18 protein-coding genes are annotated in these 24,730 nt (G+C 45.2%); 11 read left to right on the top strand and 7 right to left on the bottom strand.

The features are described from left to right. Positions 1-29: 29 nt before the first annotated feature. Together KYK27_RS07165 and KYK27_RS07160 are read right to left on the bottom strand one after the other, a co-directional pair. The gene (locus KYK27_RS07165; RefSeq protein ID WP_199109364.1) at positions 30-2,879 is read right to left on the bottom strand and encodes a M16 family metallopeptidase; all 2,850 of its coding nucleotides are present in this window, start codon (positions 2,877-2,879) and stop codon (positions 30-32) included. 83 nt (positions 2,880-2,962) lie between these two features. Then, positions 2,963-3,367: a hypothetical protein gene (locus KYK27_RS07160; protein WP_199109363.1), complete on the bottom strand. Its 405-nt coding sequence runs from the start codon at positions 3,365-3,367 to the stop codon at positions 2,963-2,965. Positions 3,368-3,494: 127 nt separating this feature from the next. Here KYK27_RS07160 and KYK27_RS07155 point away from each other — a divergent pair, with 127 nt between their 5' ends. Next, the gene (locus KYK27_RS07155; RefSeq protein ID WP_199109362.1) at positions 3,495-4,559 is read left to right on the top strand and encodes a DNA topoisomerase IB; all 1,065 of its coding nucleotides are present in this window, start codon (positions 3,495-3,497) and stop codon (positions 4,557-4,559) included. A gap of 499 nt (positions 4,560-5,058) precedes the next feature. On the opposite strand, the gene KYK27_RS07150 is transcribed toward KYK27_RS07155, so the two are convergent. Both KYK27_RS07150 and pgi read right to left on the bottom strand, forming a co-directional pair. Continuing rightward, a complete protein-coding gene (locus tag KYK27_RS07150) occupies positions 5,059-6,639 on the bottom strand; it encodes a hypothetical protein (RefSeq protein WP_199109361.1) in 1,581 nt (526 codons plus the stop codon). Between the two features lie 9 nt (positions 6,640-6,648). Continuing rightward, complete coding sequence (gene pgi / locus KYK27_RS07145) at positions 6,649-8,298, bottom strand: glucose-6-phosphate isomerase (protein ID WP_199109360.1); 1,650 nt, start codon at positions 8,296-8,298, stop codon at positions 6,649-6,651. Positions 8,299-8,493: 195 nt separating this feature from the next. Between pgi and KYK27_RS07140 the strand changes: the two genes are divergently transcribed. Next, a complete protein-coding gene (locus KYK27_RS07140; RefSeq protein ID WP_199109359.1) occupies positions 8,494-8,679 on the top strand; it encodes a hypothetical protein in 186 nt (61 codons plus the stop codon). 264 nt (positions 8,680-8,943) lie between these two features. Beyond that, complete coding sequence (otsB, locus tag KYK27_RS07135; protein ID WP_233150328.1) at positions 8,944-9,858, top strand: trehalose-phosphatase; 915 nt, start codon at positions 8,944-8,946, stop codon at positions 9,856-9,858. A gap of 81 nt (positions 9,859-9,939) precedes the next feature. Here otsB and fbaA read toward each other — a convergent pair whose 3' ends face one another. From fbaA to KYK27_RS07120, 3 genes are all read right to left on the bottom strand, one after another. Then, complete coding sequence (gene fbaA / locus KYK27_RS07130) at positions 9,940-11,010, bottom strand: class II fructose-bisphosphate aldolase (RefSeq protein WP_199109358.1); 1,071 nt, start codon at positions 11,008-11,010, stop codon at positions 9,940-9,942. Between the two features lie 294 nt (positions 11,011-11,304). After that, positions 11,305-12,810 (bottom strand): exonuclease domain-containing protein, encoded by a 1,506-nt coding sequence (locus KYK27_RS07125; RefSeq protein WP_233150327.1) that lies wholly within the window; start codon positions 12,808-12,810, stop codon positions 11,305-11,307. Positions 12,811-12,870: 60 nt separating this feature from the next. After that, a complete protein-coding gene (locus KYK27_RS07120; protein WP_199109357.1) occupies positions 12,871-14,028 on the bottom strand; it encodes an AI-2E family transporter in 1,158 nt (385 codons plus the stop codon). A 335-nt stretch (positions 14,029-14,363) separates the two neighbouring features. Between KYK27_RS07120 and KYK27_RS07115 the strand changes: the two genes are divergently transcribed. From KYK27_RS07115 to rplT, 8 genes are all read left to right on the top strand, one after another. Next, the gene (locus tag KYK27_RS07115) at positions 14,364-16,226 is read left to right on the top strand and encodes a DNA topoisomerase IV subunit B (protein ID WP_199109356.1); all 1,863 of its coding nucleotides are present in this window, start codon (positions 14,364-14,366) and stop codon (positions 16,224-16,226) included. Next, a complete protein-coding gene (locus tag KYK27_RS07110; RefSeq protein WP_199109355.1) occupies positions 16,219-18,969 on the top strand; it encodes a DNA gyrase/topoisomerase IV subunit A in 2,751 nt (916 codons plus the stop codon). Before KYK27_RS07115 ends, KYK27_RS07110 begins: the two co-directional genes overlap by 8 nt. 53 nt (positions 18,970-19,022) lie before the next feature. Then, positions 19,023-19,805, top strand: a complete 783-nt coding sequence (locus KYK27_RS07105) for a tetratricopeptide repeat protein (protein WP_233150326.1) — start codon at positions 19,023-19,025, stop codon at positions 19,803-19,805. A 166-nt stretch (positions 19,806-19,971) separates the two neighbouring features. Beyond that, complete coding sequence (locus tag KYK27_RS07100) at positions 19,972-21,033, top strand: tetratricopeptide repeat protein (RefSeq protein ID WP_199109354.1); 1,062 nt, start codon at positions 19,972-19,974, stop codon at positions 21,031-21,033. Between the two features lie 31 nt (positions 21,034-21,064). Beyond that, entirely contained in the window at positions 21,065-23,002 is a 1,938-nt protein-coding gene (thrS, locus tag KYK27_RS07095; protein WP_199109353.1) for a threonine--tRNA ligase, read from the top strand. Positions 23,003-23,124: 122 nt separating this feature from the next. After that, entirely contained in the window at positions 23,125-23,649 is a 525-nt protein-coding gene (gene infC, locus KYK27_RS07090; protein WP_187029804.1) for a translation initiation factor IF-3, read from the top strand. Positions 23,650-23,672: 23 nt separating this feature from the next. Then, the gene (gene rpmI / locus KYK27_RS07085) at positions 23,673-23,867 is read left to right on the top strand and encodes a 50S ribosomal protein L35 (protein WP_199109352.1); all 195 of its coding nucleotides are present in this window, start codon (positions 23,673-23,675) and stop codon (positions 23,865-23,867) included. 96 nt (positions 23,868-23,963) lie between these two features. After that, entirely contained in the window at positions 23,964-24,308 is a 345-nt protein-coding gene (gene rplT / locus KYK27_RS07080) for a 50S ribosomal protein L20 (protein ID WP_162344375.1), read from the top strand. Positions 24,309-24,730: the final 422 nt, after the last annotated feature.

Below are 24,730 nucleotides of genomic sequence, written 5' to 3'. Positions count from 1 at the left end.
ATCAGGGGCTTTCCAGTGTGTAGTATGGCTTATTTTACGGATGATGTCCCTACCGGGTTACCATTGGCATCAAGCTCAACTATTTCGTAATTCAGTTTCTGAAGTTCTGCCATTACTGTTTTTTTGTCACCAACAACTACAATGTGCATATTGTCGGCAGGCAGGTGCTTTGATGCTAAAGCATCTATCTCTTTCTTGGTAATATTGTTCAGGATAGAAGTCTGCTTGTTCACGTAATCCTTCTTCAGATCATATTCAATGATACGACCTAGGAAGCCGGCTTTCTGACCTGGTGTTTCATACTTACGGGCATCAGACTGGCCGATAGAGTTCTTCATGAACTGTAGCTCCGCTTCTGTAATTCCTTTAGTTCTGAAATCGTTGATCTCCTTCATGAATTCAACAACTGAAGCGGCAGTTGCGTCGGCACGCACCCCTGCCATTGCAGTGAACGGACCTGCATATTTGGTGCCTGCATAATTTGAACGAGCACCATACGTATACCCTTTATCTTCGCGCAGGTTAAGGTTGATGCGGCTGTTAAATGCACCACCCAAAGCAAAGTTCATCAGGTTTGTTTTATAGTATTCGCCGGTTGCATCGTAAGGCATAGCTACGTAACCAATACGGATCTCAGATTGTGCTGCGCCTGGCTTATCTACAAAGTATAACCTTGTTTTAGCAATAGCAGGTGCTTTTACATCAGCAGGCATAGTTACCTTTTTCTTTTCCCACTTTTTAAGGAAGTCAAGTTTGCCAAGTATATCTTTTTCTGATATATCGCCCACCACAACCAAATTAGAAACAGAAGGAGAGAAGCTTGCTTTGTAGAACTGCTTCACATCGTCCAGCGTGATGCTGTTTACTGTTTCAGCAGTACCAGAAGTAGAGATAGCCTCGATGTGACCTTCGCCGTAAAGCAGTTTATAGTATACATTGTTAGCAATTGCTGTTGGCTGTGTAGACTGGTTAGCTATACCTTCCAATTGCTGCTTCTTTAGACGATCGAAATCATCCTGCGCAAACTTCGGACGGAACATACGCTCTTCTAACAGCGCAAGTGTCTTATCCAGGTTTTTCTTCAGGGACTGAACAATAACGTAAGTATCTTCAGAACCTGAACCTATACGGATAGAGCTACCCAGTTTGTCCAGTCCGCTGCTGAATTCTTCTGAGGTATAGTTCTCAGTGTCCTCGTTCAGCATGGAAGCTGTAAGCGACGCGATACCAGCTTTACCAGGGTTGGCAGCAGATAGTCTGTGACCGCCCTGTATCGTTAACTGTAGCGTTACCGTTGGAATCTCATCAGATTTAGTACCGATAATCTCCAGGCCGTTCTTGAACTTGGTAGTATAGTAGTTAGGAACCGTAACGGCAGTTGCCTGGCCTGCAGTAGGGCGCTTGCTTCTGTCGAAAGAGTCAACCGCTTTTGTATACTTCAGGTTACCGTACTCCTGGGCCATTGCTACCGATTTTTTGGTATCAACAGTATAGTTGTCAGCTTTTGCGATAAGGTCAGACTTGCCTTTAGGCACTACGCTTAGAATTACAGCTGGCTTACCTTTAATGTATTGGTTGTAAACACGATTTACATCTTCTTTGGTAACAGCCTGTATGCGGCGCAGGGCTTCCTGGATATAGTTCGGGTTATTCTCAAACGTTTCGAAAGACGCCAGCTGCGAAACTTTTCCGCTCACACTTGCCAGTCTGTTGATGAGGTTTGATTCTGCTGAGGCTTTGTAACGCTGCAGATCATCTTCTGTAACGCCACGGGTTTCGAACTCACCGATTGACTTGCGAACAAGTGCTTCAGAAGCTGCCAGGTTATTGTTCGGGAATGCCATTACGGTAATACCAAACTCGCCGGCTAACTCAGAGGTAGAATTAGAAGCAGAGGCCTGTAACGCTTTCTGCTCTTTTACCATGTTTTTATAGAAGATAGAGTTTTTGCCCTGTCCGATGATCTCAGCTAAAACATCTAGCGCAGCCTCATCTTTGTGACCTGACTCAGGCGTCGGGAACGTCATGCGCAGCATTGGGAAACGCACGTTATCTTCGTAAGAAATGTAACGGTCTTTCTCCAGCTTAGCTACCATTGGCTTCATGTCCTCAACTGCAGGGCCGGCAGGAATAGAACCAAAATATTTCTCAACCAGCTTTACTACATCGGCAGGTTTTACATCGCCACCAACAGTTATAGTTGCGTTGTTCGGGCCATACCATCTAAGGAAGAAGTTCTTTAGGTCGTTTACGTTTACACGGTTCAGATCTTCCAGGTAACCTATCGTTGTCCAGGAATAAGGGTGACCGTAATCGTAAAGGTTTTTAGAAGTCAGTTCGTATACTAAACCGTACGGGCGGTTATCGTAGTTCTGGCCACGCTCGTTCTTTACAGTTTCGCGCTGTACTTCAAATTTCTTTTGTGTAACAGCATCCAGCAGAAAGCCCATACGGTCCGCTTCCAGCCAAAGCGCTGTCTCTAACTGGTTGCTTGGTACTGTTTCGAAATAGTTTGTTCTGTCGCGGTTGGTTGTACCGTTCAACGTACCACCTGCATCCGAAACGATCTTGAAGTGTTCTTCATCGGCTACGTTATCGGAACCCTGGAACATCATATGCTCAAAAAAGTGCGCGAAACCAGACTTGCCAACTTCTTCGCGGGCCGAGCCAACGTGGTAGGTAACATCCACGTGTACCACAGGGTCGGAGTGGTCTTCGTGCACGATCAGGGTAAGACCGTTGGATAGTTTATACTTCTCGTAAGGAATAACCAGCTCGTCGCCTTTTTTGGTTACTTTCTCTACGAGCTTAGTTTGTGCATCGGCAGCGCCTATAACGCTGGCTGTCAGAACAATGCTCAAGCCAATTTTCTGTAGCATATAGTTAGTTTAATTTGTGATTATTAGCTTTGACTAATATAGGTATTTCAGGTTTAATCTGCTACAGCAAACTAGACCAATGCCTACTTTGTATCGACCAATACCTGTTTGGCAAACATCACGGAAACCGTGAGGGTTAAAAGTGAGATGATAAGCATGGCGGTTGTCAGCAAAAAGGCCATACCTGCTGTTTCTGTGGTAGTTGCGTTTCCGCTTTCCTGCACCATATTCAGTAACCGGATAAAGTAAGTGCCTGCGCGCCAGCCCAGCAGTAAGGTCAGTAAACCAGCTTCGGAGGCACCAACTATAAAGGCCCAGCGTTTGCCGCGCTTTAAAAAATGGCCCGCCGTGAGGGCTATAAATCCGCCTATGCCCCCTGTTATGAGCGCTGTATTAGCTTGCTCCCCGGCAATGTCAACGGCTACTGCACCACACCCGATCAGGAAAGCACCGTAAAAAGCATACAGGTAAGATATATTTTTATGCATGGTTGGTAAAGATTATAGTTAGCGTCTGCAAATTAACAGGTGTAGCGCAAAGTATAGCATAAACTATAGTTATCTGCTACAACTTTTAGGTTTAACTGTAGTATGAAGTGCAGGTAATGAACGATTGATGGCAAAGAAGAACGAGATACACGAGCTGCACGGTGACCCGGCCAAGTCGGCAGAAAAAGCAGGATTGCGATATACAAGCGATGAAAAATCGGGCATAACCCGAAAAAAAACAGGCAAAGGATACCAGTACCTGAACGCCAAAGGCGAGCGCATTACCGATGAAAAGGTACTGGAGCGTATTAACAAACTCGTAATACCACCGGCCTGGACCGATGTCTGGATCTGCCCGCAGGCTAAAGGACATTTGCAGGCGACCGGCCGCGATGCCAAAAAGCGCAAACAATACCTCTACCACCCGGAGTGGCAAAAAGCCCGTAACAACACCAAGTTTGGCAGAATGCTTTCGTTCGGAAAGGCGTTGCCCAAACTGCGCGAACAAATCAAAAAAGATATACAATCCAAACACCTGGATCGCAGAAAAGTAACGGCCCTGGTTTTGGCTATTATGGACAACGCTATGATCCGGATAGGGAACAGGCAGTACGCTAAATCTAACGACTCGTATGGGCTTACCACGATGCGCGACCGCCATGTGAAGATAAACGGAAGCCAGGTGAAATTTACATTCAGGGGCAAGAAAGGAGTGGAGCACGACATTGACCTGAAAGACCGCCGGCTGGCACAGCTTGTAAAAAAGTGCAAGGATATTCCTGGGTATGATCTGTTCCAGTATTACGACGAGAATGGCGAACGACAGGTTTTGGAATCCGGAGACGTGAATGAGTACCTGCGTGAAGCCACTGCCCAACCATTTACAGCCAAAGACATTCGTACCTGGGGCGGCTCGGTGAGCATGGTTAAATGCCTGGAGAACGTGCTGGAAGTAAACCCGGAATTAGAAAAGGAAAAAGCTATAAAGGAAGCTGTAAAAGATGTAGCCAAAGGCTTGGGAAACACACCCAGCGTGTGCAGCAAATATTACATCCATCCCGAAGTAGTAAACCTGTTCAGAGAAGATAAATTACTGAACTACCTGCGTACTCACGATGCCAGCAAATCCAAAAATGAATACTTGTCTGGTACAGAAGAATTAGTGCTTAAAATGTTGCAGAAGGCGAAGTAGGGAATTATAATTTATTTTTTTGATATCTAACCAATGCCCTCGCTCGCGTCCCGCGAGTGTGCGTTATCATGCGGACTCCGGCCGCGTTAAGCTATAGTTGACGTTTCATGCCGCAGGTTTAGCTTTAGCGTAACTTGTGGTTAGGATTGGCGGCCAGTTTGCAACTGGCTTTGCTTAAAAGAACAGAGCCTATAGTTTGGTAAAGGCTCTCTTCATTTGCTCTTTTTCGCTGTTCAGGACATCTTTGTCCGGAACTATACCTGAAGCGGATTTCTTAATCCGCGTTGCCCGTAATATGGGGATTAGGAAATCCCCGGCAGAGTGCTTTCGGACTAAGAAGTACGAAAGAGCAACCGGTGAAAACTGTTCGTTGTTTCTGAACTATAACTTTAAGGTGGCGCGGCCAGAGTCCGCTTAAAAGCTCACACTCGCGGGACGCGAGCGAGGGCGAAAATCAACTCTCTAACTCCTAAACTTCCAACCTTGCTGCTCCGCAGCATCAGTTTCCTTCCCGGTCGTAGGCATGAACCCGTACGTCGCGGGTGGTGCGGTCTTTGGCTTCCGTTCCGAAATCTATTTCATTGCCGCGTTCAGTATCATAGATCTCTGTCATTTTTTTTCTGCCTTTTACAGTAGATCTGTCCGTGATCTCATCTTCCCCAAGGCCGCCGTAAATTTTTACCGGAATCGCATCGTTTACATTGCCTTCCACTATAAATGTATCTTCACCGGCAAGTCCGTGTAATGTGATGAGCTTAGTTTCTGAGGTATAGAATACGCGTTGGTACAGTTGGCGTGCCGGTGCTATAGTTGACTGAGGCCGGTTTATAGTTACTTCGGTACTGGTATCATCCAGCCGTTTTACTATAAATTCTTCTTCCATATCAGAGCCGGCTATAGTTACTTCCCTGGCCAGAATTTCATACATTTCCTGAGCTGCCTCAGGTAGCATATCCCGCCGGTTTTTCAGCTTATCAGTTATTTCTTTTCCTATAAGTTTGTAGATAGGTTGGGGCAGATCTTTCACAGCATCTTCGATTACTTTATCGGTTACATCCTGTTGCACTTCTCCGGCGATGCGTTGCCAGTCGTCAGCAGTAAGTTCGTTCAGAAGCCGTTCGTCTATAAATGTGGCATTTATAGTCAGCGCTTTTACATCCGTAAATTTATGGTTGAACGTTTGCAATTTGCGGGCTAAAAATTTACTGGTCGCTATAAAGGGTACTACACCGTCATCCATCTTCAGGAAAACCTGGTCACGGTCTTTCGGAATAGGCTCGAAAAAGATCTCAGGTCCCTGCTTAACTATAGCCCAGTCCCATTGTCCTTTGTGCCGGTCCCAGTCACCAACTAACAGATCCAGCAGGCGGGCGCGTGCAAAAGCTTCCTGTTTAAAGTGGTGTGTGTTGGTGTTAAAGCGAAGTTTTAGTACATCTTCCGAATCATCAAACCCAGCCACATGTTGCATGTGTGGTTTTCTGTCTGCAACTGATTTGTATTTTTCTTCCAGCAGGAAAAGCTTGCCCTGTGCCATGCGGCTGTATTGCCCAAAACTGGAGTCGTTTTTAGCTACATAGTATAGCTTAGGATTTGTGTGGTAAACACCTGCTGCTTCGGCAAGTTTAGGAATGATCAGGGCACCATACGGGTTGGCAGCAGAAGTCTGGTCGCGGAGTATGTTGGTGACAAAAGTCGATTTCCAGAAATCGTAGAGCACCTCCACGGGATCTTTATCGATCGAGCGCAGCGCGTACTTCCTGCCCAGCGAATCTACCAGCTCAAAACTAAGACTCTGGTAGCCACCACCTTTCTCTGAAAAGGTAAGTCCGCCCTGTATTTGTTTCATATCAAAAACAGGCACTTTTACTGGCTCCGACCAAAGTTCGCGGTAATGGTCGCCCCAGAAAAAACGGTGCAGCCAGCTACGCTTATAATGCCGCCCTGCGGTTACCCAAACACTGTCAGCAGGAGCATCCCTGGCAATGCGTGCATCCTCCTGGAAAAAGTCATCATCGGCGCATCCGCTCAGTAAAAAACCAAGCGAAACTATACTTGCCAGCTGCTTAATCCGGAGGTGCATGCCTGCTGCTTAGTTACTGTACTGTTTGTAGTATTGTATCAGGTTTGTGGTTGATGCGTCGTGTTCTGCCTGCTTATCGCTGAGCAGTTCTTTCTCTATGCTGGTGGCCAGTTGTTTACCCAGTTCCACACCCCACTGATCAAAGCTATAGATGTTCCAGATAACGCCCTGCACAAAGGTTTTATGCTCGTACATCGCTAATAAAGCTCCCAGGTTATACGGTGTTAACTGGCGTAGCATGATGCTTGTCGTTGGTTTATTCCCCTCGAAAAGTTTGTGCGGCAACAGGTTCTCCTGGTCTTCTGAATTCATATTTTTCTGCTCCAGTTCTGCTCTTACTTCTTTCTGGTTTTTGCCGCGCATTAGCGCTTCTGTCTGGGCAAAATAATTTGACATGAGTAATGCCTGATGCTCGCCAACCGGGTTGTTGCTCACCGCCGCTGCAATAAAATCACACGGTAAAAGTATGGTTCCCTGGTGTATGAGCTGGAAGAAAGAATGCTGGCTATTGGTACCTGCTGCTCCCCATATGACAGGCTGCGTTTGATAAGTTACTTGTTCGCCATTTCGGTCAGTGCTTTTGCCGTTACTTTCCATTAAAAGCTGTTGCAAAAACTCCGGTAGCAGGCGCATGTACTGGTCATAAGGTAGAATGGCATGTGTCTGGCAATTAAAGAAGTTAGTATACCAGATGCTCAGCATGGCCATCAACACAGGCACATTCTGTCGTAAAGGAGCCTGTCTGAAATGTTTGTCCATGGCTTCGGCACCACGCAGCAATTCCTCGAAACGGTTATACCCAACAGCACAGGCAATAGATAACCCAATGGCAGACCACAACGAGAACCGTCCGCCTACCCAATCCCAGAAACGGAAAATGTTTTCAGGTGCGATCCCGAATTTTTCGACCTCTGCCGTGTTGGTAGAAAGTGCCACAAAGTGCTTGCTCACGTGTGCCTGGTCTTTGGCATGTTCCAGGAACCAGTTGCGGGCTGTGTGGGCGTTGGTTATAGTTTCTTTGGTGGTAAATGTCTTAGAGGCGATAATGAAAAGCGTGGTTTCCGGGTCCAGTCTTTTCAGTACTTCGGCTGCATCGGTGCCATCTACATTCGAAATAAAATGTACTTCCAGGTCAGGCTGCTGGTAGCTTTTTAGGGCTTCGCAAACCATCTGAGGTCCCAGGTGCGAACCGCCAATACCAATGTTCACAATATGCCTGAATCTTTTGCCGGTAAAGCCTTTCAGTGTACCATTATGGATATTGTTGCAGAAAGTCTTCATTTGCTGCTGCACCTGGCGCACATCCTCCAGAATATTTTCACCGTCCAGCAGAAGCTCAGCATCACTGAAGTTTCGTAAAGCTGTATGCAGCACCGCGCGGTCTTCGGTCACGTTTATCTTATCTCCTCGGTACATGCTCTCAATGGCAGCTGATAACTCCATTTCTTCTGCCAGGTTTACCAGTAGGTCCAGCGTTTCGTCTGTTATCCTGTTTTTAGAAAGGTCAAACAAAAAGTCCTCGAACTGCAGCGATAATTTCTGGTAACGTTCCGGATCGTTTGCAAACAGGTCGCGCAGGGTTTGAGGTTTAATATGGCTGTAGTGCGCCTGCAGTTTTTGCCAGGCATTTGTAGTAACGGGTGATATATTTTTAAGCATAGAAAATGAGGTGTTTGTGAGCTGTTAAACACTTGGCTCAACTACTCTGTTTTGATATTATTAGTTACGATTAAAGCTAAGGTTTAATTTACAGAACAAGGCCGTATAGTTTACCGATGTTGCAAAGTACCGTATGAGAATAGATATGACAAGTAATGTGAGTGCATAAAACTAAGAACAAGTAACCGAAAAGCTATGAAACAAGACGAGAAAAACGATAAGACCAGTAATGCTGGAAAGAAGCAGATCCTTCGGGAAGATGATGGGAAACGCCTGCCGCCACAACCAAAAGCACATGGCGTTGGAGGTGCCCATCGTAATACAAGACCTGAGCAAGGTCCTGATATTCCGCCACATGAGCGCACAGAAGGCATTCCCTAAACTATAGTTTAACTTGAGGTGCAGTGGCTCTTGCAGTTTACTATAGTTAAGAGAATAAATTTTACTAAACACTAGTTTGCACCAGATCATAAGAGAAGCCGGAGTTATAGTTTCAGGTTTATCTTTATGGCCACTTGGCAACAGTAGTCGCTACGAAAGATAAACCTGAAACTATAAATCCAAAACTATTCTGCAACCGCCCGGAAAATAAACGGTAGTATGTGAGAACCTTTCACTTTAATTGGCGCTGGACCTAACTATAGTTTGACTACTAAAACCAAAGTATTTAAACTACAAGGTTCTGACCTTATCATCCGGGTTATTCCATCTGAAAAAATTATGACAAATCTTTCCCGCACCGAAATACAGAAACGCGAAGCATCTGAACTGCCATCTGTAAGTAACCATCTGAACAAGCTACTGGAAAATAAAACACCTGCCGTTTTCCTGGATTACGACGGCTGCCTGACGCCCATCGTTAAGCAACCTGAAATGGCTGTGCTGAGTCCTGAGATGCGTGACGTTTTAGCAGAACTGGCCGCGGTTTGCCCGGTTGCTATAGTTAGTGGGCGCGACCGGCAAAATGTGCAGCAACTGGTACAACTCGATAACCTGTATTATGCCGGGTCTCATGGGTTCGATATTTCAGGTCCGGATGGTATGCACACAGAACCCGGAGGAGCAGCAGAAGCTTTACCCATTCTGGATGAAGTAGATAAGCTGCTCCAGGATGAACTTAAAGACATACAGGGTGCTATAGTAGAGCGAAAAAGGTACGCCATAGCCGTGCATTACAGAAATGTGGCCGAGGAAAAAGTAGCTATAGTTGAGAAGGCCGTCGATAGCGTTTTAAGCCGGTTCCCGCAGTTAAAAAAGGGGCTTGGCAAAAAGATATATGAATTAAAACCCAACCTGGACTGGCATAAAGGTAAGGCGGTTTTATGGCTGTTAGATGCATTGGAACTGAACAAACCTGACGTGGTACCGATCTACATCGGGGACGATATTACCGACGAAGATGCTTTTGCCTCGCTGCAGGAAATGGGAGTAGGAGTACTGGTTGGAGCTCACGATGATAAAACTGCTGCCAGCTATAGTTTAAAAGATGTGGAAGACGTAAAGGCTTTTCTACAGCAACTGACATACTTAGCAAAAAGTAATCGGGAAGCTCAACTATAGTTTATAGTTGCGGTACTCCCGTCCAAATAAAAAAGGTGAAGCCGAAGCTTCACCTTTTTCTGTAACTATAGTTTATAGTTGTTATGCATTTCTGTTCATGCAATTCAGGTCTTCAAACGCTTCTTTCAGACGGGCAATAAAGTTCTCTTCGCCTTTGCGTAGCCAAACTCTTGGGTCGTAATATTTCTTGTTCGGTGAGTCTGCACCTTCCGGGTTACCGAGCTGAGCCTGCAGATAGTCTCTCTTGCCTTCGTAGTAATTTTTAACCCCATCCCAGAAAGCCCACTGCATATCTGTATCGATGTTCATTTTAATAGCGCCATAGCCAATAGCTTCCGTAATCTTAGCTTTCTCGGAACCGGAGCCACCATGGAAAACAAAGTTTACCGGGTTAACGCCTGTGCTGTATTTCTTCTGGATATAATCCTGTGAGTTTTTCAGGATCTCCGGGCGAAGCTCAACGTTACCAGGTTTGTAAACCCCATGCACGTTACCAAACGCAGCAGCTATCGTAAAGCGTTCGCTGATCTTTTTCAGTTCTTCGTAAGCATAGGCTACTTCTTCGGGCTGGGTGTATAAACGGGAGCTGTCAACGCCGGTGTTATCCACGCCATCTTCTTCGCCACCTGTTACGCCTAACTCAATTTCTACGGTCATGCCTATTTTATCCATACGCTGCAGGTAGCTGGCGCAGGTTTCGATGTTCTCTTTTATCTCTTCTTCCGATAAATCGAGCATGTGCGAACTATAAAGTGGCTTGCCATTCTGCTTATAAAACTTTTCGCCTGCATCCAGTAGTCCGTCTATCCAGGGAAGTAGCTTTTTAGCGGCATGGTCGGTGTGTAAAATAACCGGCACACCGTAGGCTTCGGCCATCAGATGCACGTGTTGCGCTCCCGAAACAGCACCAGCTATAGCGGCTTTCTGGTTCTCGTTATCTAACCCTTTGCCGGCAAAGAACTGGGCACCACCGTGCGAGAATTGTATAATAACCGGCGAGTTTACTGCCTTGGCCGTTTCCAGTACCGCGTTTACAGAATTTGTACCGATCACGTTAACTGCCGGCAAGGCAAACTTATTTTCGTTGGCATAACGGAACAGTTCGTTCACTTCATCGCCAAACAAAACACCTGGTCTGAATCTTTTTTCCATGAATTTTAAGTATTTAAAAGGGATTTTTTACTCTGAATCATTAATCAACGAGAATAAGAAAATTAAAGGCAAGAAACAAACAAGGAAGTTAGAGAGTTTGCGAGTTATAGAGTTTAGGAGTTAGAAAGTTAGAAGGTTGAGAAGTTAGAAAGTTAAAAAATTAGAAGGTTAGAAAGTCTGGTGATTTATAAAGCTGTGTTTAAAAGGAAAAGCCTGTAAGCTTATAGTTACAGGCTTTTCCTTTTATTCGTTTGAATTGGACTTCATTAACTCTTTAACTCCCAAACTCTTAAACTAATCAAAGACTATCACTTTGTCTTTGTGTTTGGTGCGCATGTGGTTGCGGATGATCTGCTGCACATCTTTATTATCGTTATAGCGGGTAATGGCACTTTTAAAATCTTCGAGGGAGCTGGCTGAGAAGGTATCATCTACAAAGCCGAAACCCAGGTAAGTGCCGTGTTCTACTACGACTATAGTTCGCTCGCCAGGCTCACGGCCTTTGCTTGTAATTACAAAGCTGTTGTGCTCGTAGGTGATGGAGTCTATAGCTGCATTTACGCGCACGTTATAGGTTTCGGGTTTTTCCTTGCCAATACAAGCACCGTTGCATTGGTGCACCTGGTAGTCGAAGCACGCGCCAGTGGTCTTATAAAGGTCGCAAAGTTTCTGGCACAGGTTAAATTTGCTCACTTTATGGTACAGAAAACCCTTTGCTTTATAATGGTTTGATAACGCAATAAGGGGCGTCATGCTAATATTATCTGCCTTATTGATGCTGCCATATGTCAGTCGCTTGTAGCCTTTTTCGTCTTCGTAAACGAATATGCCGGTATTAAACACACTGCGGCGTTGCTGACGGTTGTAAAAAGGTTTCATGCGCTTTATCTCCGCCGATTCAAACAGCAAAGCCACCAGTTCATTACCCATTAGCTCATAAGTAATGTCTGCAATGTTGTTCTTAAAATCTAACGATTTGCGGCTCTTATAATCGATGTTAAAGTGCTGGATAATGCGCTTTTTGATATTGATGCTTTTGCCAACATAGATCACTTCGCCGGCCTCATTATGGAAATAATATACCCCCGGAACCATAGGCAGATTATCAACCTGCTCTTTACTGATGTTAGGTGGCAGCAACGATGTTTTTATTTCCTGTTTCAGCAACTGCGACGTGTTTTCAGCAGCCATGTGCATATTGCCATCCACCACCGGGCGGTTGATCTTGATCAGCTTATCAAAAAGCACTGCAGTTGCTTCGGCATCTCCGATGGCACGGTGGCGTTGTTTCAGGTCTATGTCTATACTTTTGCAGAGTTTACCCAAACTATAGGATGGCAGGCCCGGAATCAGGGCACGACTCAGGCGCACGGTGCAAAGCGTTTTGCGCTGAAAGGTATAACCCAGATCGGCAAATTCTTTTTTAATGAAGGAGTAGTCAAAACGCACGTTATGCGCCACAAACACTTTACCTTCCGTAAACTCCACAATCTCTTTGGCTACTTCATAAAACTTAGGCGCATCCTGCACCATCTCGTCCGAAATGCCGGTAAGCTGGGTTATAAAATAGGGGATAGGCCGCTGCGGATTTATTAGGGTATTATATTTATCCACGACCTTCTGCCCGTCATGTATAAAAATTGCAATCTCTGTTATCTTGTCCTGAGCAGGCTGTCCGCCTGTTGTCTCAATGTCAATTATCGCGTACAAATGACTCGGATTTAGGTCTGTTTCGTTGGTGGTGCCGGCAGGTGCAGGCAGCTCTTCTCTTAAACCAATATTTTTAGTAATCCGTTTCAAATTGTATTTCTAACTATAAAGTCTGCAAATTTGGTTAGCACAGGGCGCAACTATAGTTGCTTAAGCGGCCTTGTTCTGGTCTTCGTCATCTTTGCGTTTGCCACGCCCTAACCCGTTCCAGATCTCCATAAACCAGTTGGTGACTTTTGCATGCTTTTTAGGAGCCACATCGTCAATATCCGCCAACAGAAATCCGAAAGGCTTTAGAGGCTCATAGGCATCAAACATAACTTTCAGTATCGCAATTAACGGGATAGACAGAATCATGCCGGCAGCACCCCAGATCTCACCGCCAACAAGCAAAGCAACTATAGCCGCAAACGGGTTAATGCTCACTTTAGAGCCAACTATAAGAGGGGTTATGAAGTTACCTTCCAGGAACTGAACGAACATAAAGACAAACACCACCAGCACTGCATCGATAAGATGGCCTGTAGCAGCCAGTGTAAATAGTGCCGGCAACAAAGCTCCGATCAGGATACCGATATAAGGAATGATCGTCAGGATGGAGGCGAAAATGCCGAAGAAGATAGCATATTTTACACCCAGAAAAAGCAGGCCGGCTGAGTTCAGCAACGAAACGATCACGATTACGATCATCAACCCTGAAATGTAGCTTTGCACCACTTGCTGTATATTGGTTACTGTCTGAATAACGCTGCTACGGCGGTCTTTTGCCACAAACTGGAACATGAACTGCTGCAGGTGGTCGCGGTAGTAAAGCAGGCAGAAAACGAAGATTGGCACAATAGTAAAGGCTGCGATTGCGCCTGTGGTCATGGAAATGGTATTTCCCAGAAAGGAAGTGGCAATATCCTGCAGGCTACCAATGGCATTACGCACCAGGTCACTTCTGTTCGAGGGTACTATACCAAACTTATTGAACAGAAAGAGCTGCACCTTATCTACCAGATCGCCGACATTATTGCCTATTGTGTCAAGCTCGGAAGTGAGGCTTAACACCTGCACCGAAATAAACCAGACCACCATACCGAGTACTGCTACTACCAGCACAAGACTCAATAGTATGGCGAGCGGGCGTGGGATCTTTACTTTTTTCTCCAGATCATGCACTAGTGGCAGCAAAAGCATGGCAAATAACATCGCAAACGCGAAAGGCACCAGCACCGACTTAAACATTTGCATAAGCCAGATGAGCAGGATGATACCAAGGATGATGATGGTATACTTTAGATAGTCAGGTAATTTTATTTCCATGGAGCAGATTATAAAGCTAGTACGCCTCAAGCATATTTAGTATTCTTGCAGGCTACCAATATACAAATTTTAGTATATATTTATGCTAAAAATATTAGTTAAATTATTCTTTTAAAAACCTCTGTTTTTATGAACTGTAAGCACCGATTTATAGTTGTATATTCTATAGTATAAGCAGTAGCTACTTATGCTAATAAGTAAAAACTAAAAATTTTAGTAATTATTTTCATTAATTTGCGGATCGGCAATTGCAGGAACTAATATTGCATCTTGTCTCTTATATTTCCTATATTTCCGAGTAATTCCATCGAAACAAATACACTTACGCTTACAGAATGGCAGAGTTAGAGCACAATTATAACGAAGACAGCATTCGCTCGCTGGAGCCGCGCGAGCACATCAGGTTACGACCTGGTATGTACATCGGCAAGTTGGGAGACGGTTCTTCGGCCGATGACGGTATTTATATTCTGGTGAAAGAGGTAATCGATAACTCCATTGACGAACACGTGATGGGTTATGGTAAGACCATCGACATCAAAATTTCAGACCACAAGGTACAGGTGCGCGACTATGGCCGTGGTATTCCGCTGGGTAAAGTGATCGACTGCGTTAGCAAGATCAATACCGGTGGTAAATACGACAGCAAAGCTTTTCAGAAATCGGTTGGTCTGAACGGGGTAGGTACCAAAGCGGTGAACGCCCTTTCCAGCTACTTCCGTATTCAGTCGGTGCGCGATGGTAAGGTGAAAGCGGCCGAGTTTGAGCGCGGCGTCATAACAGAAGATATAGAGATACAGGATTCGTCGCAGCGCAATGGTACGCTTACCATTTTTACGCCGGACGATACTATCTTTAAGAACTACCAGTTTAACCCGGAATACTTAGAGAACCAGATCTGGAACTATGTATACCTGAATGCCGGCTTAACTATAAACTTCAACGGCAAAAGGTTTTATTCTGAAAACGGTCTCCTGGACCTGCTTCGCAATAAGTCCGATGAAGAAAGCATGCGTTACCCGATCATCCACCTGAAAGGGCCGGATATTGAAATGGCGCTGTCGCATGGCAACGACTATGGCGAAGAATACTATAGTTTCGTGAACGGTCAGTACACCACTATGGGCGGTACACACCTGGCTGCGTTCAGAACAGCTATAGTTAAGACTATCCGAGAAGTTTATAAAAAGGATTACGATGCTGCTGATATTCGTGCTTCTATTATAGGTGCCATATCGTTGCGTGTACAAGAGCCTGTGTTTGAGTCGCAGACCAAAACTAAGCTGGGTTCTATAGATATGGGACCTGATGGCCCAACAGTAAACGCTTACATCAACGACTTCATAAAAGAGCACCTGGATAACTATCTTAGAAAGAATAGTGAAACCTTTGAAGCCCTGAAGAAGCGAATTGAGCAGAGTGAGCGTGAGCGCAAGGACATGGCCGGCGTTAAGAAACTGGCAAACCAGCGTGCTAAAAAAGCAAACCTGCACAATCGTAAGCTGCGCGACTGCCGTCTGCACTTTAACGAAGACAAGCACGAGAATTCCCTTAACTCTACACTCTTCATAACAGAGGGTGACTCGGCAAGTGGTTCTATCACAAAATCGAGGAACGTAGATACAGAAGCGGTTTTCAGTTTGCGTGGTAAGCCGCTGAACTGCTATGGCCTGAAAAAGAAAGTAGTGTACGAAAACGAGGAGTTTAACCTGCTGCAGCACGCACTTAATATTGAAGAAGGCCTGGAAGGGTTACGTTACAACCGCGTAGTTATTGCTACCGATGCCGACGTGGATGGTATGCACATTCGCTTGTTGCTGCTAACCTTCTTCTTGCAGTTCTTCCCGGACCTGGTGCGTAACGGACACGTTTTCATCTTAGAAACACCGCTCTTTAGGGTGCGAAACAAAAAAGAAACGATCTATTGTTACAACGAATCTGAGAAGCAGGAAGCTATTCAGAAACTGGGCAAGCGCCCTGAAATCACGCGATTCAAAGGTCTGGGCGAGATTTCACCGGATGAGTTTGGCAAGTTTATTGGCGATAACATTAAGCTGAAGCCGGTGATCTTGCAGAAGGATACCACGATCCAGAAAATGCTGAGCTACTACATGGGCAAAAACACGCCGGAACGTCAGCAGTTCATCATCGAAAATTTGAAGTTTGAGAAAGATATAGTTGAAGAGATTTATGCATAACGACGATATAAACGAAGAATTGCACCAACACGAAGAGGAAGAACAGGAAGTAGCGTTTACAGATGGCGAAGAAGAAGTCATCCATAATATAACGCCTGTCTCCGGATTATATGAAAACTGGTTTCTCGATTATGCTTCTTATGTAATTCTGGAGCGTGCCGTACCTGCTATTGAGGACGGTCTGAAGCCAGTACAGCGCCGCATCATGCACGCCATGAAAGAGATGGACGATGGTCGCTTTAACAAAGTGGCTAACGTGATCGGTCAGACGATGCAGTATCACCCGCACGGTGATGCTTCTATCGGCGATGCCATGGTAAACCTCGGCCAAAAAGATCTTTTAATAGAAACACAGGGTAACTGGGGTGATGTACGTACCGGCGACAGTGCAGCAGCACCACGTTATATTGAGGCGCGTCTTTCCAAGTTTGCGTTAGATGTAGTATTCAATCCGCAGACAACTGTATGGCAACTGAGTTACGATGGCCGTAAAAATGAGCCGGTAACATTGCCGGTAAAATTCCCGCTGTTGCTGGCGCAGGGCGTTGAAGGTATTGCGGTAGGTTTGTCTACCAAGATAATGCCGCACAACTTTAAGGAGCTGATCAAAGGTTCTATTGATGTGCTGAAAGGCCGTAGCACGACGCTTCTTCCAGACTTCCCGAACGGTGGTATGGTAGACGTGACCAACTATAACTCCGGAATGCGTGGTGGTAAACTACGTGTGCGAGCAACTATAGAAAAGGTGGATAAGACCATGCTCATTATCCGTGATGTCCCTTATGGTATTACGACTACCGGTCTGATGGAATCGATCGTGAAAGCGAGCGAGAACAACAAGATCAAGATCAAAAAGGTAATTGATAACACGGCTGCTAATGTAGAGATACAGGTTCAGTTACCTCCTGGCGTTTCCCCGGACTTAACGATGGATGCGCTTTACGCCTTTACGGACTGTGAAGTGTCTATCTCTCCGAACAACTGTGTGATCATTGACGATAAACCGCACTTCCTGAGTGTGGATGAATTGCTGCGTATCTCTACTTTTAAAACAGTTGATCTACTCAAGCGTGAACTAGAGATCCGCAAAGGCGAACTGGAAGACAAGTGGCACTACTCTTCACTGGAGAAGATCTTCATCGAGAACCGCATTTACCGCGATATTGAAGAGTGCGAGACCTGGGAAGCAGTACTACAGGCAATTGATAAAGGCTTAGACCCTTACAAGAAACTCCTGCGCCGCGAGGTAACAGAAGAAGATATCATTCGTCTGACAGAGATCAAGATCAAGCGTATTTCTAAATTCGACTCTTTCAAAGCAGATGAATACATCAACAAGCTGGAAGAGGAAATGGCTGAGGTGGATGATAACCTGGCAAACCTGATCCGTTATGCAATTGCGTACTTTGAGGGATTACTGAAGAAGTATGGTCAGGGTCGTGATCGTAAAACGCAGCTTAAAACGTTTGATGTAATTACAGCTCAGAAAGTTGCCATTGCAAACCAGAAGCTGTACATGAACGCCAAAGACGGCTTCATAGGTACTACACTGCGCAAAGACGAGTTTGTGTGCGACTGCTCTGATATGGACGATATCATTGTGTTCCGTAAGGACGGTAAGTTCACCGTTACCAAAGTGGCAGATAAGACCTTCGTGGGGAAAGACATCATCATGGCGGGCGTTTACAACAAGAATGACGAGCACATGGTGTATAACATGATCTACGTGGATGGCAAGTCCGGTATATCATTCGCAAAACGTTTTGCTGTGAAGTCTATTACCAGAGATAAGGAATACGACCTGACGAAAGGAGAGAAGAACTCTAAGGTACATTACCTGACAGCTAACCCGAACTCGGAATCAGAAGTGGTAAATATCACGTTGGCACCTCAGTCCACAGCCCGTATCAAGCAGTTTGACTTTGATTTTGCTGATCTGATGATCAAAGGTAAAGGCTCGAATGGTAACATTGTAACCAAGTACCCGATCAAGAAGGTAGTGCAGAAGAGCCTGGGCGATTCAACACTGGGTGGACGTGAGATCTTCTACGATGAAGTGATTGGTCGTCTGAATACGGAAGCTCGTGGCCGTTACCTGGGTTCTTTCAATACTGAAGACACGATACTGGTGATTTACGAAGACGGAACCTATGAGCAGACTACGTTTGATCTAAGTAACCACTATACAGTAGAGAAGATCAAGGTGCTGCAGAAGTTCGATCCGGAGCTGGTTGTTTCAACGATTTATTACGAAGGGGACAATAAAACCTACTATGTGAAGCGTTTCAAGATTGAAACTTCTACAGTTGGTAAAAAATTCACCTTCATTTCGGAAAGCAAGAACTCAAGGCTCGAGGCGGTATCAACGCATCCGGAACCTTTGGCAGATATCAAATTCAAGCGCAGCCTGCGTGGCGAAAAGGAATCAGAAAAAATTCTGCTTAGCGAATTTATAGATATTAAGGGCTGGAAAGCCATGGGTAACAAGCTTAATTACTTCAAGATCTTCGATGTGTCGGTTCCGAAACAGGAAGTAGTGGAGTATGAAGATGATAAGCCTAAAGCTAAAAAAGCTGCAAAACGTGAGCCGGTAACATTACCAACTGAGCTTAAGGAACTTGCAGAAGAGGCAGCCCGCGTAAGCGGAACTCAACCAGATGCGATTGTAGACGTAGAAGATACTATACAAGAGAATAGTACAAAAAAGGCGCTTAAAGAAAAGAAACAATTAAATCTGTTCTAAACTTTGTGCAATTGCTAGTGCCTCTTGTTTCATGAATTCCTTTTTAACTTTTTATGAAGCGAAAACTTCAGGTGTGGATGTTCTTTTTGATGCTCGGACTAGCGGCTGCGCCTATGGCTGCAGTTGCAGGTAAGGGTAGTACAGAACAGCTACTGAAGAAGGCGGAAGAATTGATGGGTAATTACCGGGACAGCGAAGCCCTTGCGATGTACGAGGAAGTGCTCCAGGCTGCTCCGGATAACTATACAGCTCTTTGCAAAGCCAGCTACCTGAATTGCAGAATAGGTGAGCGTGTTACCGATGAAGGAACCAAGGTCGCTTTTTATCTGAAAGGAAAAGAATATGCCAGCCGTGCGTATGAACTTAACCCTAAAGATGCAGAATCAAATTATGCGATGGCAGTATCATTAGGCGCAATGGCCATGGTTTCCGGACCTAAACAACGTTTGGCAGGTATTACCCAAATGAAGTCTTTCCTGGATGCAGCGCTTGCAAGTAATAAAGAGCATGCCGGTGCATGGCACTTGCTGGGCAGGTGGTACTTTAAAATGGCGAATCTGAATTTTGCTGAAGCAGCAGCTTCTAAAATGTTTTTTGGTGGCGTGTGTGGCGAAGCAACAAACGAAGAAGCCGCCAATGCGATACAAACCGCTATAAAGTATAATCCCATAAACATCCAGTATTATTACGATCTGGCTATGGTTTACAAAGAACTGAAAAGTAAGGAATCCTGCACGGAAACGCTGAAACAGGCCATAGCTTTAGATGTTACAACCAAGGATGAACTGGAATTAGCCCGGCGCTGTAAGATCATGTTACAGGAGTACTCAAAATAAATCCTTAACTATAAACTATAGAAGCCTGCTGCCTGACGTAGCAGGCTTTTCTTTTATAGCTATAGTTGTCACGGTCAATAATTACATAAATATTACCTAATTTAGCGTTCTGATGCGTGGCCTGGTTACACATATATTACACCTTAGGAAAAAGACAGTTCCTGTTTTGCTGGTTACTATACTGGCAACTATAGCTGGCTGCAATCTAAACCAGGGTACAGGTGAGCAGATGGTTAACCTCGAAAAAGTAACCGACGACCCGGAAGAACACCTGGCTAATTTAAATAAAGCCATTAGCCGGAATAAGCAGGATGGCAGCCTTTACAAACGCAGGGCCAAGATCTTCCTCAAAAAAGGAGAATTGGATAAGGCACTCGCAGATATCGATGAGGCTATTAAGCTTAATAAAGCAGACATGGCCAACCTGTTTCTGAAAGCGCAGGTGCTGCGTGCCAAAGGGGATATTGCCCGGGCGCTGCCGCTGGCCTTAAAGGCAGAGCGTAATTCGTTTCAGAGTGTAGCTTTGTATGTGTTGCTCAGCGACCTGTATCTGCAGTTAAAGCAGCCCGGTAATGCAGCTATCTATACAAAGAAAGCTCTGGCGCTTGCTCCGAAAAACGAATTTGCTTTATACTATAACGGGCGGGTAGCAGAAGTAACCGGCGATACGGCAAAGGCTGCAGCGAACTATAAACTGGCTATAAAAGAGGCCCCGGAATTTGCAGAAGCAAGACGGGAGCTTACCGGAACGCTGATCAGTCAGAGAAAGTACGAGGAAGCAAGGCAACAACTGGACAAAGCGTTAAAGTTAGTCCCAAAGGATGGTTTGCTGTGGCATTACAGGGGTGAACTGTACGAGTCTGTACAAAAAGCAGATAGTGCGATCTGGAGCTACAATAAAGCAATTACCTTTGCAGATAGCTTGCAACAGACACATTACCAGGTGGGGCAGCTTTTATTTGCACGAAATGACTATACCGGAGCAATCTCACATTTAGAGAAAGCTGGTAAGCAGTATGGTAACAACATAAAATACATTGCAACACTGGCTTCCGCTTACGAGCGTACCGGCGAGAATATTAAAGCATTGGAACAGTATCAGCGGTTGTTGGAAGTACAGCCTGGTTATACGGCAGCAAACTATAGCATAGCTCGATTAAAAGCGAAGCTTATGCGGCCTGTGTCAACTTATGTGGCAGAACCTGTTAGCGCCGATACATTGGAATAAATAATAACATCACGAGTCAATAAAACTATACATGATCAACATCACATTACCAGATGGCTCTGTTCGCCAGTATCCGAAAGGGGTGACAAGCCATGAGATTGCATCGAGCATTAGCGAAGGCCTTGCCAGAAACGTATTAGCGGCAAAAGTAAACGATACCGTATGGGATTCGAATCGCCCGATAACGGAAGACGCTACGGTGCAATTGCTGACCTGGAACGATGACCTTGGTAAGAATGCTTTCTGGCACTCCTCAGCCCACTTGTTGGCAGAGGCGCTGGAAGAACTATACCCGGGCGTGAAGTTTGGTATCGGCCCTCCGGTAGAGAACGGTTTTTACTATGATGTAGATTTAGGTGACCGTGCCTTCTCGCAGGATGAGTTTGCCAAAGTAGAGCAGAAAATGCTGGAACTGGCACGCAATAAAGAAGAATTCAAGCGCCGTGAGGTATCTAAAGCCGAAGCTACGGCATACTTTACTCAAAAAGGCGACGAGTATAAGCTTGACCTGATAAAGGACCTGGAGGATGGTACAATAACGTTCTATGAGCAGGGTAATTTCACAGACCTTTGCCGTGGACCACATATCCCGAACACAGGTTTTATAAAAGCTGCCAAGTTAATGAATGTGGCCGGTGCTTACTGGCGCGGCGACGAAAGCAAAAAACAGCTGACCCGTATCTATGGCATTACCTTCCCGAAACAAAAGGAACTGACCGAGTACCTGGAGCGCCTGGAAGAAGCCAAGAAACGTGACCACCGTAAGCTGGGCAAAGAGTTAGAGCTATTTGCTTTCTCTGAGAAAGTAGGAATGGGCCTGCCGCTTTGGTTACCGAAAGGTACCTTGCTACGCGAGCGCCTGGAGCAATTCATGCGTAAGGCGCAGATGCGTGCCGGTTATCAGCCGGTTGTTACGCCGCATATTGCCAGTAAAGAGCTATATGTTACGTCTGGCCATTATGAGAAGTATGGAGCAGATTCGTTCCAGCCGATCAGGACGCCAAACGAAGGGGAAGAGTTCTTCCTCAAACCGATGAACTGCCCGCACCACTGCGAGATCTATAAGACGCGTCCGCGCTCTTACAAGGAGCTACCGGTGCGTTTGGCTGAGTTTGGTACCGTTTATCGTTACGAGCAAAGTGGTGAGCTGCACGGCCTTACCAGGGTGCGTGGCTTTACCCAGGATGATGCCCACATCTTCTGCCGTCCGGACCAGGTAAAAGAAGAATTTATTAAGGTTATCGACCTGGTACTTTATGTATTTCAGGCACTTGGTTTTGAAGACTATACTGCTCAGATATCGCTTCGTGACCCGGAGAACAAGGCCAAGTATATCGGTAGCGACGAAGCCTGGGAGAAAGCGGAGAATGCGATTATAGAAGCTGCTACCGAGAAAGGTCTGCCGACTGTAACCGAATTGGGTGAGGCTGCGTTTTACGGACCTAAGCTGGACTTTATGGTACGCGATGCGCTGGGCCGCAAGTGGCAGCTGGGAACTATTCAGGTAGATTATAACTTACCAGAAAGGTTCCAGCTGGAATACATTGGTGCTGACAATGCCAAGCATCGCCCGGTTATGATCCACCGTGCGCCATTTGGCTCTTTAGAGCGTTTTGTGGCTGTACTAATCGAGCATTGCGCCGGTAATTTCCCGCTTTGGTTAAGCCCTGAGCAGTTTGCAATACTTCCTATTTCTGAGAAGTACCAGGACTTTGCCCAGCAGGTGTATGACCGTTTAGCGGAGATGGACATCCGCGGCTTTGTAGATAACCGTGATGAAAAGATCGGTCGTAAGATACGCGATGCGGAAGTTCGTAAAGTGCCATACATGCTGATAGTAGGCGAGAAGGAGCAGGAAGAAAATGCTGTTTCGGTTCGCAGACACGGTGAAGGCGACCTTGGCTCGATGCCGGTTGATGCATTTATCGACCTGTTTCAGAGTAAAATAGCCGAAATGTTGAACAAATAAGGAAAGAATTTTCTTTTTTGATAGATTAATTGCGATATTCGCACCCTGATTGTAGAATTTAAAAGATTTAAGGAGGTAAAACCATAGCTACGCCAAACAAGCGCTACATCCCACGAGGAAAGGTGGAGGAGCCATACAAAGTCAATGATAAGATAACTGCCCGCGAGGTAAGATTGGTTGGAGACAATGTAGAGCAGGGAGTATTCCAGACAAGGGATGCTCAGAGAATAGCAAATGAGCAAAATCTTGACCTGGTTGAGATATCGCCAACTGCTAACCCACCGGTATGCCGTATTATCGATTACTCGAAATTTAAGTACGAGCAGAAGAAGAAAACCCGTGAGATGAAGGCCAAGGCTCAGAAGGTGGTTGTGAAGGAGATCCGTTTCGGTCCTAACACAGATGATCACGACTTCGAGTTTAAGCTAAAGCACGCAAAATCTTTCCTGGAAAGTGGATTTAAGATTAAGTCTTATGTACACTTCGTGGGTAGAACAATTGTGTTTAAAGAGCGTGGTGAGATTCTTTTGCTTAAGTTTGCACAAGCGCTGGAAGATGTAGCTAAAGTGGAGCAGTTACCAAAGCTGGAAGGAAAGAGAATGTTCCTGATGCTTGCTCCAAAGGTTGCAGCCCCTGTTAAAAAGTAATTTGTTTCATAATTTATATACTCATGCCAAAAGTTAAAACTAAATCTGGTGCAAAGAAGCGTTTTTCTTTGACAGGTACTGGCAAAGTTAAGCGTAAGCACGCTTATAAAAGCCACATCCTGACCAAGAAAACGACGAAGCAGAAGCGTAACTTAACACACTCTGGTCTTGTTAGCTCAGCTGATATGAACAGAGTAAAAGCAATGCTTCAAATCTAATTCCAGGAATTAGAAGGTTAATTAATTAGTAAAAACCCAGTGTCTGGTCTTATTTAAAGATTAAACGTAATCACCAGCCGCTAAAACTGTAAAGAAATGCCTAGATCGGTAAACGTCGTAGCAGCACGACACAGAAGAAAGAAAATAATGAAAATGGCCAAAGGTTACTTTGGCCGTCGTAAGAACGTTTGGACAGTAGCGAAAAACGCTGTTGAAAAAGGTTTAACTTACGCATACCGCGACAGAAAGCAGAAGAAAAGAGACTTCCGCGCACTTTGGATCCAGCGTATTAACGCAGGTGCACGTGAGCACGGTCTTTCTTACTCAGCTTTAATGGGCGCCCTTAAAAAGGCTAACATCGACCTAAACCGCAAAGTACTTGCTGACCTGGCGATGAACCACCCAGAAGCTTTCAAGAGCATCGTTGATAAAGTAAAGTAATTTACTTCGTTATATAAGACAGAAAGGGCTTAACTTCGGTTAAGCCCTTTTTTATTTCCCCGGTAGTTGGGGATATAGCTTTTGCAGTTTCTATAGTAGGGTAGTATAGAGTATAGAACTTGTTTTGGATTTATAGTTTTTGAAAGTCATAGTGTGCTATAGTTGGTCTAGTTACCATAGCCCAAAGGCTAAATTTTTAAACTGCAGTTTTGGACATCTGTGTCCGAAACTTTTTCTGCTGCGGACTTCCAAGTCCGCGTTAAATGATAGCTAATATTCGGGGACTAGGAAGTCCCCAGCAGAGTGCTTTCGGACTTGGAAGTCCGAAAGAGCATTAACTTTTGATAATAGCAGATCAACCACCAAAACAACTTCTGTAGTTACTGACTTTATTTAAAGTGGTAAATTAAACCTTAAATAAA

This window comes from Pontibacter populi, assembly GCF_019336435.1.
Classification (GTDB): Bacteria; Bacteroidota; Bacteroidia; order Cytophagales; family Hymenobacteraceae; genus Pontibacter; species Pontibacter humidus.
This window is presented reverse-complemented; position numbering and strand designations above follow the sequence as displayed.

Excerpts from the sequence above, each read along its gene's own strand:
- KYK27_RS07155 (WP_199109362.1), top strand. The coding sequence starts at position 3,495 with ATGGCAAAGAAGAACGAGATACACGAGCTGCACGGTGACCCGGCCAAG.
- KYK27_RS07150 (WP_199109361.1), bottom strand. The coding sequence starts at position 6,639 with ATGCACCTCCGGATTAAGCAGCTGGCAAGTATAGTTTCGCTTGGTTTT.
- KYK27_RS07165 (WP_199109364.1), bottom strand. The coding sequence starts at position 2,879 with ATGCTACAGAAAATTGGCTTGAGCATTGTTCTGACAGCCAGCGTTATA.
- KYK27_RS07105 (WP_233150326.1), top strand. The coding sequence starts at position 19,023 with ATGAAGCGAAAACTTCAGGTGTGGATGTTCTTTTTGATGCTCGGACTA.
- KYK27_RS07140 (WP_199109359.1), top strand. The coding sequence starts at position 8,494 with ATGAAACAAGACGAGAAAAACGATAAGACCAGTAATGCTGGAAAGAAG.
- KYK27_RS07110 (WP_199109355.1), top strand. The coding sequence starts at position 16,219 with ATGCATAACGACGATATAAACGAAGAATTGCACCAACACGAAGAGGAA.
- pgi (WP_199109360.1), bottom strand. The coding sequence starts at position 8,298 with ATGCTTAAAAATATATCACCCGTTACTACAAATGCCTGGCAAAAACTG.
- KYK27_RS07115 (WP_199109356.1), top strand. The coding sequence starts at position 14,364 with ATGGCAGAGTTAGAGCACAATTATAACGAAGACAGCATTCGCTCGCTG.
- fbaA (WP_199109358.1), bottom strand. The coding sequence starts at position 11,010 with ATGGAAAAAAGATTCAGACCAGGTGTTTTGTTTGGCGATGAAGTGAAC.
- thrS (WP_199109353.1), top strand. The coding sequence starts at position 21,065 with ATGATCAACATCACATTACCAGATGGCTCTGTTCGCCAGTATCCGAAA.
- rpmI (WP_199109352.1), top strand. The coding sequence starts at position 23,673 with ATGCCAAAAGTTAAAACTAAATCTGGTGCAAAGAAGCGTTTTTCTTTG.
- KYK27_RS07120 (WP_199109357.1), bottom strand. The coding sequence starts at position 14,028 with ATGGAAATAAAATTACCTGACTATCTAAAGTATACCATCATCATCCTT.
- rplT (WP_162344375.1), top strand. The coding sequence starts at position 23,964 with ATGCCTAGATCGGTAAACGTCGTAGCAGCACGACACAGAAGAAAGAAA.
- KYK27_RS07160 (WP_199109363.1), bottom strand. The coding sequence starts at position 3,367 with ATGCATAAAAATATATCTTACCTGTATGCTTTTTACGGTGCTTTCCTG.